This is a genomic window from Pseudomonas gingeri (genome assembly GCF_013385635.1).
GTDB lineage: Bacteria > Pseudomonadota > Gammaproteobacteria > Pseudomonadales > Pseudomonadaceae > Aquipseudomonas > Aquipseudomonas gingeri_A.
Genome location: NZ_JACAPR010000033.1, coordinates 13,904 through 27,165 on the forward strand (window position 1 = coordinate 13,904; position 13,262 = coordinate 27,165).

Annotated in this window: 24 protein-coding genes; all 24 read right to left on the reverse strand. The window is 55.2% G+C overall.

What is annotated here, in order from left to right; genetic code table 11:
- Positions 1–3: 3 nt before the first annotated feature.
- Positions 4–180 (reverse strand): 50S ribosomal protein L30, encoded by a 177-nt coding sequence (rpmD, locus tag HX851_RS31315; RefSeq protein WP_003176408.1) that lies wholly within the window; start codon positions 178–180, stop codon positions 4–6.
- 2 nt (positions 181–182) lie between these two features.
- Complete coding sequence (gene rpsE, locus HX851_RS31320) at positions 183–683, reverse strand: 30S ribosomal protein S5 (protein ID WP_010443918.1); 501 nt, start codon at positions 681–683, stop codon at positions 183–185.
- Positions 684–686: 3 nt separating this feature from the next.
- Positions 687–1,037, reverse strand: a complete 351-nt coding sequence (rplR, locus tag HX851_RS31325) for a 50S ribosomal protein L18 (RefSeq protein ID WP_010443919.1) — start codon at positions 1,035–1,037, stop codon at positions 687–689.
- Between the two features lie 10 nt (positions 1,038–1,047).
- Entirely contained in the window at positions 1,048–1,581 is a 534-nt protein-coding gene (gene rplF, locus HX851_RS31330) for a 50S ribosomal protein L6 (protein ID WP_003176412.1), read from the reverse strand.
- Between the two features lie 12 nt (positions 1,582–1,593).
- Positions 1,594–1,986, reverse strand: a complete 393-nt coding sequence (gene rpsH / locus HX851_RS31335) for a 30S ribosomal protein S8 (protein ID WP_007955638.1) — start codon at positions 1,984–1,986, stop codon at positions 1,594–1,596.
- A 212-nt stretch (positions 1,987–2,198) separates the two neighbouring features.
- Positions 2,199–2,504, reverse strand: a complete 306-nt coding sequence (gene rpsN / locus HX851_RS31340) for a 30S ribosomal protein S14 (RefSeq protein WP_177058168.1) — start codon at positions 2,502–2,504, stop codon at positions 2,199–2,201.
- Between the two features lie 13 nt (positions 2,505–2,517).
- Complete coding sequence (gene rplE, locus HX851_RS31345; RefSeq protein ID WP_017123249.1) at positions 2,518–3,057, reverse strand: 50S ribosomal protein L5; 540 nt, start codon at positions 3,055–3,057, stop codon at positions 2,518–2,520.
- A gap of 20 nt (positions 3,058–3,077) precedes the next feature.
- Complete coding sequence (gene rplX, locus HX851_RS31350) at positions 3,078–3,392, reverse strand: 50S ribosomal protein L24 (RefSeq protein ID WP_071553151.1); 315 nt, start codon at positions 3,390–3,392, stop codon at positions 3,078–3,080.
- A gap of 11 nt (positions 3,393–3,403) precedes the next feature.
- A complete protein-coding gene (rplN, locus tag HX851_RS31355; protein ID WP_002555479.1) occupies positions 3,404–3,772 on the reverse strand; it encodes a 50S ribosomal protein L14 in 369 nt (122 codons plus the stop codon).
- A 23-nt stretch (positions 3,773–3,795) separates the two neighbouring features.
- The gene (gene rpsQ, locus HX851_RS31360; protein WP_003176419.1) at positions 3,796–4,062 is read right to left on the reverse strand and encodes a 30S ribosomal protein S17; all 267 of its coding nucleotides are present in this window, start codon (positions 4,060–4,062) and stop codon (positions 3,796–3,798) included.
- Positions 4,063–4,064: 2 nt separating this feature from the next.
- Entirely contained in the window at positions 4,065–4,256 is a 192-nt protein-coding gene (gene rpmC / locus HX851_RS31365; protein ID WP_002555481.1) for a 50S ribosomal protein L29, read from the reverse strand.
- The gene (gene rplP / locus HX851_RS31370) at positions 4,256–4,669 is read right to left on the reverse strand and encodes a 50S ribosomal protein L16 (RefSeq protein ID WP_025215754.1); all 414 of its coding nucleotides are present in this window, start codon (positions 4,667–4,669) and stop codon (positions 4,256–4,258) included. The genes rpmC and rplP overlap by 1 nt, the downstream gene beginning before the upstream one ends.
- A gap of 12 nt (positions 4,670–4,681) precedes the next feature.
- Positions 4,682–5,368 (reverse strand): 30S ribosomal protein S3, encoded by a 687-nt coding sequence (gene rpsC, locus HX851_RS31375; RefSeq protein ID WP_003176422.1) that lies wholly within the window; start codon positions 5,366–5,368, stop codon positions 4,682–4,684.
- 13 nt (positions 5,369–5,381) lie between these two features.
- Positions 5,382–5,714 (reverse strand): 50S ribosomal protein L22, encoded by a 333-nt coding sequence (gene rplV, locus HX851_RS31380; protein ID WP_003103908.1) that lies wholly within the window; start codon positions 5,712–5,714, stop codon positions 5,382–5,384.
- An 11-nt stretch (positions 5,715–5,725) separates the two neighbouring features.
- Positions 5,726–6,001: a 30S ribosomal protein S19 gene (gene rpsS, locus HX851_RS31385; protein ID WP_002555486.1), complete on the reverse strand. Its 276-nt coding sequence runs from the start codon at positions 5,999–6,001 to the stop codon at positions 5,726–5,728.
- A gap of 16 nt (positions 6,002–6,017) precedes the next feature.
- Positions 6,018–6,842: a 50S ribosomal protein L2 gene (gene rplB / locus HX851_RS31390; protein WP_003186055.1), complete on the reverse strand. Its 825-nt coding sequence runs from the start codon at positions 6,840–6,842 to the stop codon at positions 6,018–6,020.
- Between the two features lie 14 nt (positions 6,843–6,856).
- Complete coding sequence (rplW, locus tag HX851_RS31395) at positions 6,857–7,156, reverse strand: 50S ribosomal protein L23 (protein WP_002555488.1); 300 nt, start codon at positions 7,154–7,156, stop codon at positions 6,857–6,859.
- Positions 7,153–7,755, reverse strand: coding sequence for a 50S ribosomal protein L4 (rplD, locus tag HX851_RS31400; RefSeq protein WP_121135086.1), 603 nt, complete (start codon positions 7,753–7,755; stop codon positions 7,153–7,155). The genes rplW and rplD overlap by 4 nt, the downstream gene beginning before the upstream one ends.
- Before the next feature lie 12 nt (positions 7,756–7,767).
- Positions 7,768–8,403, reverse strand: a complete 636-nt coding sequence (gene rplC, locus HX851_RS31405) for a 50S ribosomal protein L3 (RefSeq protein WP_017123246.1) — start codon at positions 8,401–8,403, stop codon at positions 7,768–7,770.
- An 80-nt stretch (positions 8,404–8,483) separates the two neighbouring features.
- The gene (gene rpsJ / locus HX851_RS31410) at positions 8,484–8,795 is read right to left on the reverse strand and encodes a 30S ribosomal protein S10 (protein ID WP_003186070.1); all 312 of its coding nucleotides are present in this window, start codon (positions 8,793–8,795) and stop codon (positions 8,484–8,486) included.
- Between the two features lie 141 nt (positions 8,796–8,936).
- A complete protein-coding gene (gene tuf, locus HX851_RS31415; protein WP_177058167.1) occupies positions 8,937–10,130 on the reverse strand; it encodes an elongation factor Tu in 1,194 nt (397 codons plus the stop codon).
- Between the two features lie 30 nt (positions 10,131–10,160).
- The gene (fusA, locus tag HX851_RS31420) at positions 10,161–12,263 is read right to left on the reverse strand and encodes an elongation factor G (RefSeq protein WP_177058166.1); all 2,103 of its coding nucleotides are present in this window, start codon (positions 12,261–12,263) and stop codon (positions 10,161–10,163) included.
- 30 nt (positions 12,264–12,293) lie between these two features.
- The gene (gene rpsG, locus HX851_RS31425) at positions 12,294–12,767 is read right to left on the reverse strand and encodes a 30S ribosomal protein S7 (protein ID WP_017123206.1); all 474 of its coding nucleotides are present in this window, start codon (positions 12,765–12,767) and stop codon (positions 12,294–12,296) included.
- Positions 12,768–12,890: 123 nt separating this feature from the next.
- On the reverse strand, positions 12,891–13,262 hold the full coding sequence (gene rpsL, locus HX851_RS31430; protein WP_002555494.1) for a 30S ribosomal protein S12: 372 nt from the start codon (positions 13,260–13,262) through the stop codon (positions 12,891–12,893).

The window sequence follows — 13,262 nt, forward strand, 5'->3', positions numbered from 1 at the left end:
CGATTAACCCTCGACACGCAGCATGTAGTAAGCCTTGTTGATCATCCCGCGATTCTCGGGAGTATCCTGGACTTCTACAGTGTGACCGATGCGACGCAGGCCCAGACCCTTAACACACAGTTTGTGGTTAGGGATGCGGCCGGTCATGCTTTTGATCAGCGTTACTTTTACGGTTGCCATGATCACAGGATCTCCGCTGCAGTTTTGCCGCGCTTGGCAGCAATGGACTCAGGGGACTGCATGGCTTTCAAACCCTTGAAAGTGGCGTGAACCACGTTTACCGGGTTGGTCGAGCCGTAGCACTTGGCCAGAACGTTCTGAACGCCAGCAACTTCGAGGACAGCACGCATAGCGCCGCCAGCGATGATACCGGTACCTTCAGAAGCAGGCTGCATGTAAACCTTGGAAGCGCCGTGAGCGGACTTCATGGCGTACTGCAGAGTGGTGCCGTTCAGGTCCACCTGGATCATGTTGCGGCGAGCAGCTTCCATAGCCTTCTGGATCGCAGCAGGCACTTCACGCGACTTGCCACGGCCGAAGCCTACACGGCCCTTACCATCACCCACCACGGTCAACGCGGTGAAAGTGAAGATACGGCCGCCTTTAACGGTTTTGGCTACGCGGTTAACTTGAACCAGCTTCTCGATGTAGCCTTCGTCGCGCTTTTGGTCGTTATTTGACATAACTTAGAACTCCAGCCCAGCTTCACGAGCAGCATCAGCCAGCGCCTTGACGCGACCGTGGTACTTGAAGCCAGAGCGGTCGAAAGCCACCTGCGAGACGCCTGCGGCTTTAGCACGCGAAGCGACCAGCTGGCCAACCTTAGTGGCCGCGTCGATGTTGCCAGTGGCACCATCACGCAGTTCTTTATCCAAAGTCGAGGCACTTGCCAGGACTTTGTTGCCGTCGGCCGAAATGACCTGGGCGTAGATGTGCTGCGAAGAGCGGAACACGCAGAGACGCACGACTTCGAGTTCGTGCATTTTCAGGCGTGCTTTGCGAGCGCGACGCAGTCGAGTAACTTTTTTGTCGGTCATTTGCTATGCCCTACTTCTTCTTGGCTTCTTTACGACGGACGACTTCGTCCGCGTAGCGCACACCTTTGCCTTTGTACGGCTCTGGTGGACGGAAGTCGCGGATCTCGGCGGCCACTTGACCTACCAGCTGCTTGTCGATGCCCTTGATCAGGATATCGGTCTGGCTAGGAGTCTCAGCGGTGATGCCTTCCGGCAGTTCGTAATCCACTGGATGCGAGAAGCCAAGAGCCAGGTTCAGCACTGTGCCTTTTGCTTGCGCTTTGTAACCAACACCGACCAGCTGGAGCTTGCGCTCGAAGCCTTGGCTTACGCCTTGGACCATGTTGTTTACCAACGCACGAGTGGTACCAGCCATTGCGCGAGTCTGTTGATCGCCATTGCGAGCAGCGAAACGCAGCTCACCAGCTTCTTCAACAATCTCAACGGACGAATGGATGTTCAGTTCAAGAGTGCCCTTGGCACCCTTCACCGAAAGCTGTTGGCCGGCGAATTTTACTTCGACACCAGCTGGCAGCTTAACGGGGTTCTTAGCGACGCGAGACATGCTTATCCCCCCTTAGAACACAGTGCAAAGAACTTCGCCGCCGACACCGGCAGCGCGCGCAGCACGATCAGTCATCACACCCTTGTTGGTGGAGACGATAGACACGCCCAGACCGCCACGAACTTTCGGCAGGTCTTCGACGGACTTGTACTGACGCAGGCCTGGACGGCTAACGCGCTTCACTTCCTCGATGACCGGACGGCCTTCGAAGTACTTCAGCTCGATGGACAGCGACGGCTTGGCGTCGGTGGTGATCTGAAAACCCGCGATGTAACCTTCGTCCTTCAGGACTTTTGCTACAGCCACCTTCAACGTGGAAGACGGCATGCTTACGACGGACTTTTCAGCCATCTGGGCATTACGGATTCGAGTTAGCATGTCCGCTAACGGGTCCTGCATACTCATGGGCTAGACGCTCCTGATACAAAAAAAATGAGCCTTGCGGCTACAACTGTCGCCGAGTGACTCCACACGTAAAAAGTGCGGGCTCAGGCGAGCCGGTCATTCTAGACACACCCCACAAATGAATCAAGCCCCAAAAGGGGCTTGATTCATACTCAAGGCCACCGACGGTCAGGTTCTTGCGACCCCGACCGCGATGACTTGGGCGGTATGGCTTACCAGCTGGCTTTGACCAGACCTGGTACGTCACCACGCATTGCAGCTTCACGCAGCTTGTTACGGCCGAGGCCGAACTTGCGGTAAACGCCGTGCGGACGACCGGTGATGCGGCAGCGGTTACGCATGCGCGCAGCGCTTGCGTCACGTGGCTGCTTCTGCAGGGCTACGGAAGCTTCCCAACGCGCTTCTGGACTTGCGTTCAGATCGACGATGATTGCTTTGAGCGCTGCACGCTTGACGGCGTACTTGGCAACGGTGAGCTGACGCTTCAGCTCACGGTTTTTCATGCTCTTCTTGGCCATTTTCCTACTCCAATCAGTTGCGGAACGGGAATTTGAAAGCACGCAGCAATGCGCGACCTTCTTCATCCGATTTGGCAGTGGTGGTCAGGGTAATGTCCAGACCGCGCAGAGCATCGATCTTGTCGTAATCGATTTCCGGGAAAATGATCTGCTCTTTCACGCCCATGCTGTAGTTGCCACGACCATCGAAGGACTTGGCATTCAGGCCGCGGAAGTCGCGAACCCGAGGCAGGGAGATCGACAGCAGACGATCCAGGAACTCATACATACGATCGCGACGCAGGGTCACTTTGACACCGATCGGCCAACCTTCGCGGACTTTGAAGCCTGCGATGGATTTGCGAGCGTGAGTCACAACGACTTTCTGGCCGGTGATCTTTTCCAGGTCGGCAACAGCGTGCTCGATGACTTTTTTGTCGCCGATCGCTTCGCCCAGACCCATGTTCAGGGTGATCTTGGTAATGCGCGGAACTTCCATCACGTTCGCCAGCTTAAGTTCTTCCTTAAGCTTCGGAGCGATTTCCTTCCGGTAAATCTCTTTCAGTCGTGCCATGGTCTTCTACCTAGCAGTGTTCAAGCATCAACCGCTTTTTGGGTCGACTTGAAGACACGAATTTTTTTGCCGTCTTCTACTTTGAAACCAACGCGGTCAGCCTTGTTGGTTTCGCCGTTGAAAATGGCGACGTTGGAAGCGTGCAGTGGCGCTTCTTTCTCGACGATACCGCCCTGTACGCCCGACATCGGGTTAGGCTTGGTATGACGCTTGACCAGGTTCAAGCCACCGATGACCAGACGGTCATCAGCGAGAACCTTAAGCACCTTACCGCGCTTACCTTTGTCTTTGCCGGCGATCACGATGATCTCGTCGTCACGACGAATCTTTTGCATGTCGGATCTCCTTACAGCACTTCTGGGGCGAGCGAGACGATCTTCATGAACTTCTCGGTACGAAGTTCACGGGTCACTGGCCCAAAGATACGGGTGCCGATCGGCTCTTGCTTGTTGTTCAACAGAACAGCAGCGTTGCCATCAAAGCGGATAATGGAGCCATCAGCACGACGTACGCCGTGACGGGTGCGGACTACAACAGCAGTCATCACCTGGCCTTTTTTCACCTTACCGCGAGGAATTGCTTCCTTGACGGTAACTTTGATGATGTCACCGATACCAGCGTAACGACGATGGGAGCCACCCAGCACCTTGATGCACATAACGCGGCGAGCGCCGCTGTTATCGGCCACATCGAGCATGGATTGAGTCTGAATCATATAATTTCTCCGACCCCTAGTCCTTAGACTTCCACAGCGCGTTCGAGAACATCAACCAGTGCCCAAGACTTGGTCTTGGCCAGCGGACGAGTTTCACGAATAGTGACTTTGTCGCCGATGTGGCACTGATTGGTTTCGTCGTGCGCGTGCAGCTTAGTCGAACGCTTAACGTATTTACCGTAGATCGGGTGCTTTACGCGACGCTCGATCAGAACGGTGATGGTTTTGTCCATCTTGTCGCTGACAACACGGCCAGTCAGCGTACGGACAGTCTTTTCGGCTTCAGCCATGATCACTTACCTGCCTGCTGGTTGAGCACAGTCTTCACGCGAGCAATGTCACGCTTAACTTGCGAGAGCAGATGAGACTGCCCCAACTGGCCAGTTGCTTTCTGCATACGCAGATTGAACTGGTCGCGCAGCAGGCCGAGCAGTTGCTCGTTCAGCTGCTGTGCGGATTTTTCACGAAGTTCATTCGCTTTCATCACATCACCGTCCGTTTAACAAAGGCGGTGGCGAGCGGCAGCTTTGCAGCAGCCAGGGCAAAAGCCTCACGCGCCAGCTCTTCAGTTACACCCTCGATTTCATACAGGACTTTGCCTGGCTGAATCTGGGCTACCCAGTATTCCACGTTACCCTTACCTTTACCCATCCGAACTTCGAGGGGCTTTTTGGAGATCGGCTTGTCCGGGAATACACGGATCCAGATCTTGCCGCCACGTTTTACGTGACGGGTCAGAGCACGACGTGCTGACTCGATCTGACGAGCGGTGAGACGACCACGAGCAACAGACTTCAGCGCGAACTCGCCGAAGCTGACTTTGCTACCGCGCAATGCCAGACCACGGTTGTGGCCAGTCATCTGCTTGCGGAACTTCGTACGCTTTGGTTGCAACATTTGGCGTACCCCTTACTTAGCAGCTTTTTTACGAGGCGCTGGTGCTTGTGGTTTCAGTTCTTCTTGGCGACCACCAATTACTTCGCCCTTGAAGATCCAAACCTTTACACCGATCACACCGTAGGTGGTGTGAGCTTCGTAGTTGGCATAGTCGATGTCGGCACGCAGGGTGTGCAGTGGCACACGACCTTCGCGATACCATTCAGTACGTGCGATTTCAGCACCGCCGAGACGACCGCTCACTTGGATTTTGATGCCTTTGGCACCAATGCGCATGGCGTTCTGTACAGCGCGCTTCATAGCGCGACGGAACATTACGCGACGCTCCAGCTGCTGAGCTACGCTCTGCGCAACCAGCATACCGTCGAGCTCCGGCTTACGGATCTCTTCGATATTGATGTGCACAGGCACACCCATTTGCTTGGTCAGGTCCTGACGCAGTTTCTCAACATCTTCACCTTTCTTCCCGATAACGATACCTGGACGAGCGGTGTGGATGGTGATACGTGCAGTTTGGGCCGGACGATGGATATCGATACGGCTTACGGACGCGCTTTTTAGTTTGTCTTGGAGATACTCACGCACCTTCAGATCAGCGAACAAGTAGTCCGCATAAGTCCGACCGTCTGCGTACCAGACGGAGGTGTGCTCCTTGACGATTCCCAGGCGAATGCCAATGGGATGTACTTTCTGACCCATCTCTTCGACTCCGTTACTTGTCAGCAACCTTGACAGTGATATGGCAAGACCGCTTGACGATGCGATCAGCACGGCCTTTGGCACGCGGCATGATGCGCTTCAGCGAACGCCCTTCGTTGACGAAAACGGTGCTGACCTTCAGGTCATCAACGTCTGCGCCTTCGTTATGCTCGGCGTTGGCTACGGCCGACTCCAGCACTTTTTTCATGATCTCGGCGGCTTTCTTACTGCTGAAAGCCAACAGGTTGAGCGCTTCGCCCACCTTCTTCCCGCGGATCTGGTCGGCGACCAAGCGGGCTTTCTGGGCGGAGATTCGAGCGCCCGACAACTTAGCGGCTACTTCCATTTCCTAACCCCTTAACGCTTGGCTTTCTTGTCAGCCACGTGCCCACGATAAGTGCGGGTACCGGCAAACTCGCCCAGTTTGTGGCCGACCATGTCTTCGTTCACGAGAACGGGGACGTGCTGACGACCGTTGTGTACTGCGATGGTCAGACCGACCATTTGTGGCAGGATCATCGAACGACGCGACCAGGTTTTCACCGGTTTGCGATCATTCTTTTCCGCCGCCACTTCGATCTTCTTCAGTAGGTGAAGATCGATAAAAGGACCTTTTTTCAGAGAACGTGGCACTGTCGTATCCCTCTATTTACTTGCGACGACGGACGATCATTTTGTCGGTACGCTTATTACCACGAGTCTTCGCGCCCTTAGTCGGGAAGCCCCACGGCGATACCGGATGACGACCACCAGAGGTACGACCTTCACCACCACCATGTGGGTGGTCAACCGGGTTCATGGCAACACCACGAACGGTTGGGCGAACGCCACGCCAGCGTTTGGCACCAGCTTTACCCAGGGAACGCAGGCTGTGCTCGGAGTTCGAGACTTCGCCCAGCGTTGCACGGCATTCAGCCAGCACTTTACGCATTTCACCGGAACGCAGACGCAGGGTCACGTAGACACCTTCACGAGCGATCAGCTGAGCCGAAGCACCAGCGGAACGAGCGATCTGTGCACCTTTACCTGGCTTCAGTTCGATGCCGTGTACGGTAGAACCCACTGGGATGTTGCGCAGTTGCAGAGCGTTGCCTGGCTTGATTGGAGCCAGAGCGCCTGCGATCAGCTGGTCGCCAGCACTCACGCCTTTAGGGGCGATGATGTAGCGACGCTCGCCGTCTGCGTACAGCAGCAGTGCGATGTGAGCAGTACGGTTTGGATCGTATTCGATACGCTCGACAGTGGCAGCGATGCCATCTTTGTCGTTGCGACGGAAATCGACCAGACGATAATGCTGCTTATGACCACCACCAATGTGACGAGTGGTAATACGGCCATTGTTGTTACGACCACCAGACTTCGATTTTTTCTCGAGCAGCGGTGCGTGAGGAGCGCCTTTATGCAGCTCCTGGTTGACCACCTTGACCACAAAACGGCGGCCAGGGGAAGTCGGTTTGCATTTAACGATTGCCATGATGCACCCCTTCCTTACTCAGCACTGCTGCTGAAATCGAGATCTTGGCCTGGCTGAAGGGAGATAACTGCCTTCTTCCAGTCATTACGCTTGCCCAGACCGCGAGCAGTGCGCTTGCTTTTACCCAGAACGTTCAGGGTAGTCACACGCTCTACTTTCACGCTGAACAGGCTTTCGACGGCCTTCTTGATTTCCAGCTTGGTTGCGTCAGTAGCAACCTTGAAAACGAACTGACCTTTTTTGTCTGCCAGAACCGTAGCCTTCTCGGAAACGTGCGGGCCAAGCAGAACTTTAAATACGCGTTCCTGGTTCATCCCAGCAGCTCCTCGAATTTCTTCACGGCCGACACGGTGATCAACACCTTGTCGTATGCGATCAGACTAACTGGATCGGAACCTTGCACGTCACGGACATCAACGTGTGGCAGGTTGCGAGCAGCCAGGTACAGGTTCTGATCAACAGCGTCAGACACGATCAGAACGTCGGTCAGACTCATGCCAGTCAGTTTGTTCAGCAGGTCTTTGGTCTTCGGGGTTTCAACAGCGAAATCCTGAACAACAACCAGACGATCAGTACGCACCAGCTCAGCAAGGATGGAACGCATTGCTGCGCGATACATCTTCTTGTTCAGCTTCTGGGAGTGATCCTGAGGACGAGCTGCGAAAGTGGTACCGCCGCCGCGCCAGATTGGGCTACGGATAGTACCGGCACGAGCACGGCCAGTACCTTTCTGACGCCATGGGCGCTTGCCGCCACCGGAAACGTCGGAACGGGTCTTTTGCTGCTTGCTACCTTGACGGCCGCCGGCCATGTAGGCCACGACTGCTTGGTGAACCAGCGTCTCGTTGAACTCGCCGCCAAATGTCAGTTCGGAAACTTCGATCGCTTGAGCGTCATTTACATTTAATTGCATGTCAGCTTCCCCTTAACCGCGAGCCTTGGCTGCTGGACGTACAACCAGGTTGCCGCCAGTAGCGCCAGGAACAGCGCCCTTGACCAACAACAGATTGCGTTCAGCGTCCACGCGCACTACTTCCAGGGACTGCACGGTCACGCGCTCAGCGCCCATATGACCGGACATTTTTTTGCCCTTGAATACACGACCAGGAGTCTGGCACTGGCCGATAGAGCCCGGAACGCGGTGGGATACGGAGTTACCGTGGGTGTTATCTTGCCCGCGGAAATTCCAACGCTTGATCGTACCCTGGAAGCCTTTACCCTTGGACTGACCGGTTACATCAACCAGTTGACCAGCGGCGAAGATTTCAGTGTTGATCAGATCGCCGGCCTGGTACTCGCCTTCTTCAAGGCGGAATTCCATTACGGTACGACCAGCGGCAACGTTCGCTTTAGCGAAGTGACCGGCCTGAGCGGCTGTAACACGCGAAGCACGACGCTCGCCGACAGTAACTTGCACTGCACGGTAGCCATCAGTTTCTTCAGTCTTGAACTGGGTGACGCGATTCGGTTCGATCTCAATGACCGTAACCGGAATGGAGACACCTTCTTCGGTGAAAATACGGGTCATACCGCATTTACGACCGACTACACCAATAGTCATGTTGTAAACCTCATGAGTGTACGGGGCTTTCACCCGCTATGGCCGCCCATTTCAGAGCGTTACACGACTAAGACCGAGTCTTAGCCGAGGCTGATCTGCACTTCCACACCTGCCGCAAGATCAAGCTTCATCAGCGCATCAACGGTTTTATCCGTTGGCTGGACGATGTCCAGTACACGCTTATGAGTACGGATCTCGTACTGGTCACGCGCGTCTTTGTTGACGTGCGGGGAGACCAGAACGGTGAACCGCTCTTTACGGGTAGGCAGTGGAATTGGACCACGCACTTGAGCACCAGTACGTTTCGCGGTTTCCACGATTTCCTGGGTGGATTGGTCGATCAGGCGATGGTCAAAAGCCTTCAACCTGATACGGATTTGCTGATTTTGCATTGGATTTCAGACTCCGGCTGCTATTCCCACCGAGCGCAATACGCCCGTTAAAAGGAGGCGCAATTCTATAGACGGGCCAACTGAGTGTCAACCCAATAAAAAAGCCCCCGCTAGGCGGGGGCTTTTTCAAGTCAGCGCTTATTAAGCGATGATTTTGGCTACGACGCCAGCGCCGACGGTACGACCGCCTTCACGGATAGCGAAACGCAGACCATCTTCCATTGCGATGGTTTTGATCAGGGTAACAGTCATCTGAATGTTGTCACCTGGCATTACCATTTCAACGCCTTCCGGCAGTTCGCAGTTACCGGTCACGTCAGTGGTCCGGAAGTAGAACTGTGGACGGTAGCCTTTGAAGAACGGAGTGTGGCGACCGCCTTCTTCTTTGCTCAACACATACACTTCAGCAGTGAAGGTGGTGTGCGGCTTGACCGAACCTGGCTTGACCAGAACCTGGCCACGCTCAACGTCGTCACGCTTGGTACCACGCAGCAGAACGCCACAGTTCTCGCCAGCACGACCTTCGTCGAGCAGTTTGCGGAACATTTCAACACCGGTGCAGGTGGTGGTGGTGGTGTCACGCAGACCAACGATTTCCAGTGGATCCTGGACGCGAACGATACCACGCTCGATACGGCCAGTTACCACGGTGCCACGACCGGAGATCGAGAACACGTCTTCGATTGGCATCAGGAATGGCTTGTCGATAGCGCGCTCTGGTTCCGGGATGTAGCTGTCCAGGGTTTCAACCAGTTTACGAACGGCAGTGGTGCCCATTTCGTTGTCGTCTTTGCCTTCCAGCGCCATACGAGCCGAACCGATGATGATTGGAGTGTCATCACCTGGGAAGTCGTAGGTGCTCAGCAGGTCGCGAACTTCCATCTCGACCAGTTCCAGCAGCTCAGCGTCGTCTACCAGGTCAGCCTTGTTCAGGAAGACCACGATGTACGGAACGCCTACCTGACGGGACAGCAGGATGTGCTCACGGGTTTGTGGCATCGGACCATCAGCAGCCGAGCAAACCAGGATCGCGCCGTCCATCTGGGCAGCACCGGTGATCATGTTCTTCACGTAGTCAGCGTGACCTGGGCAGTCAACGTGAGCGTAGTGACGGATCTTCGAGTTGTACTCGACGTGCGCGGTGTTGATGGTGATACCACGAGCTTTTTCTTCTGGCGCGCTGTCGATCTTGTCGAAGTCAACGATAGCCGAACCGAAAACCTCGGAGCAAACACGAGTCAGAGCTGCAGTCAGAGTGGTTTTACCATGGTCAACGTGACCGATGGTGCCAACGTTGACGTGCGGTAGGGAACGATCAAATTTTTCTTTAGCCACGACAATTAACTCCTTGCCTAAAGGGCTGAATCAGCCTTGTTTTTTAACGATAGCTTCGACGACGTTCGACGGAGCTTCGGAGTATTTGGAGAATTCCATGGAGTAGCTCGCGCGACCCTGGGACATGGAACGAACGTCGGTCGCATAACCGAACATCTCGCCCAGCGGAACTTCGGCGCGGATAACCTTGCCGGAGACCGTGTCTTCCATACCCTGGATCAGACCACGACGACGGTTCAGGTCACCCATCACGTCACCCATGTAGTCCTCAGGTGTTACAACTTCTACCTTCATGATCGGCTCAAGTACAACACCGCCGCCCTTGGACGCGAGTTGCTTGGTCGCCATGGAAGCAGCCACCTTGAACGCCATCTCGTTGGAGTCGACGTCGTGGTAAGAACCATCGAACACGGTAGCCTTCAGGCCGATCAGCGGATAGCCGGCAACAACGCCGTTCTTCATCTGCTCTTCGATACCCTTCTGGATCGCCGGGATGTATTCCTTAGGAACCACACCACCTACGACTTCGTTCACGAATTGCAGACCTTCTTGACCTTCGTCAGCAGGAGCAAAACGGATCCAGCAATGGCCGAACTGGCCACGACCGCCGGACTGGCGAACGAACTTGCCTTCGATCTCACAGGCCTTCGTGATCTTCTCACGATAGGAAACCTGTGGTTTACCGATGTTGGCTTCGACGTTGAACTCACGGCGCATCCGGTCAACCAGGATGTCCAGGTGCAACTCGCCCATGCCGGAGATGATCGTTTGACCAGTCTCTTCATCAGTCTTGACGCGGAAAGACGGGTCTTCCTGAGCGAGCTTGCCGAGAGCGATACCCATTTTTTCCTGGTCATCCTTGGTTTTTGGCTCAACGGCAACCGAAATAACCGGCTCCGGGAAGTCCATGCGAACCAGGATGATTGGCTTGTCAGCGGAGCACAGGGTGTCACCGGTGGTGACGTCCTTCATGCCGATCAGGGCCGCGATGTCGCCAGCGCGTACTTCCTTGATCTCTTCGCGGGTGTTGGCATGCATCTGCACCATACGGCCCACGCGCTCTTTCTTGCCCTTGACCGAGTTGATCACGCCGTCGCCGGAGCTCAACACGCCCGAGTAAACACGAGCAAAGGTCAGAGTACCCACGAATGGGTCAGTCGCGATCTTGAACGCCAGGGCCGAGAACGGCTCGCTGTCGTCTGCATGACGCTCCATGGCAACAGTCTCGTCATCCGGGTCGGAACCCTTGATGGCAGGAATGTCCACCGGCGCAGGCAGGTATTCGATAACGGCGTCGAGAACCAGGGGGACACCCTTGTTCTTGAAGGAAGAACCGCAAACAGCCAGAACGATTTCACCAGCGATAGTACGCTGACGCAGAGCGCCCTTGATTTCCTCGATGGTGAGCTCTTCGCCCTCGAGGTACTTGTTCATCAGCTCTTCGTTGGCTTCGGCCGCAGCCTCGACCATGTTGCTGCGCCACTCTTCAGCCAGTTCCTGCAGTTCAGCAGGAATAGGACCGCGGATGGCCGCTGTACCCTTGTCACTATCGCTCCAACGGACAGCTTCCATGTTGATCAGATCGATCTGACCTTCGAAGTTGTCTTCGGAACCGATAGCCAGCTGGATAGGCACCGGAGTGTGACCCAGACGCTGCTTGATCTGACCGATCACGCGCAGGAAGTTTGCGCCGGCACGGTCCATCTTGTTGACGTAAACAAGACGCGGAACGCCGTATTTGTTGGCTTGACGCCATACGGTTTCCGACTGCGGCTCAACACCCGAAGTACCGCAGAACACAACGACAGCGCCGTCGAGTACGCGCAGGGAGCGCTCTACTTCGATGGTGAAGTCAACGTGACCCGGGGTATCGATGATGTTGAAGCGGTGCTTGGGGAACTGCTTGTTCGAGCCTTCCCAGAATGCGGTAGTCGCAGCGGAGGTAATGGTAATACCCCGCTCCTGCTCCTGCACCATCCAGTCCATGGTCGCGGCGCCGTCATGCACCTCGCCCATCTTGTGGTTTACGCCCGTGTAAAACAGGACGCGCTCAGTAGTCGTGGTCTTACCCGCGTCCACGTGAGCAACGATACCAATGTTACGGTAGCGTTTAATATCGGTTGTACGAGCCATAAAGCCCTCGCAAAATGAGTGACGCTAAAATTAGAAGCGGTAGTGCGAGAAAGCCTTGTTGGCTTCAGCCATACGGTGCACGTCTTCACGCTTCTTAACTGCAGCACCTTTACCTTCGGCGGCGTCCAACAGTTCGCCAGCCAAACGCAGAGCCATAGACTTCTCGCCGCGCTTGCGGGCGAAGTCTACCAACCAGCGCATTGCCAGAGCATTACGACGGGACGGACGAACTTCAACCGGAACCTGGTAAGTAGCACCGCCTACACGGCGCGACTTCACTTCGACCAGCGGAGCGATGGCGTCGAGTGCTTTCTCGAAGAGTTCCAGGGGATCAGTACCGGCTTTACGCTCTTTAACCTTTTCCAGCGCGCCATAAACGATACGCTCGGCAACGGCTTTCTTGCCGCTTTCCATCACGTGGTTCATGAACTTGGCCAGGATTTGGCTTCCGTATTTTGGATCGTCAAGCACTTCGCGCTTGGCTGCTACGCGTCTTCTTGGCATGGATAAGCCCTCAAACGGTCTTCAGGTTAGCTCGGGACCACTACACCCTGAGGATGTACGCCCGACCTTACTCTTATCGACTCAGAAAAATAGAAATCAGTTTTTTGCTACCAAAAGCCACTACTACTTAGGCTTCTTGGTACCGTACTTCGAACGACCCTGGTTCCGGCCTTTAACGCCCGAAGTATCCAGAGAGCCGCGAACGGTGTGGTAACGAACACCTGGCAAGTCTTTTACACGACCGCCGCGGATCAGTACCACGCTGTGCTCTTGCAGGTTGTGACCTTCACCACCGATGTACGAGGAAACCTCGAAACCGTTGGTCAGGCGCACACGGCATACTTTACGCAGTGCCGAGTTAGGTTTTTTCGGCGTAGTGGTGTACACACGGGTGCACACGCCACGACGTTGCGGGCAGTTCTGCAGCGCAGGTACGTCGGATTTCTCGACGATACGCTTACGCGGCTGACGTACCAGCTGGTTGATAGTTGCCAT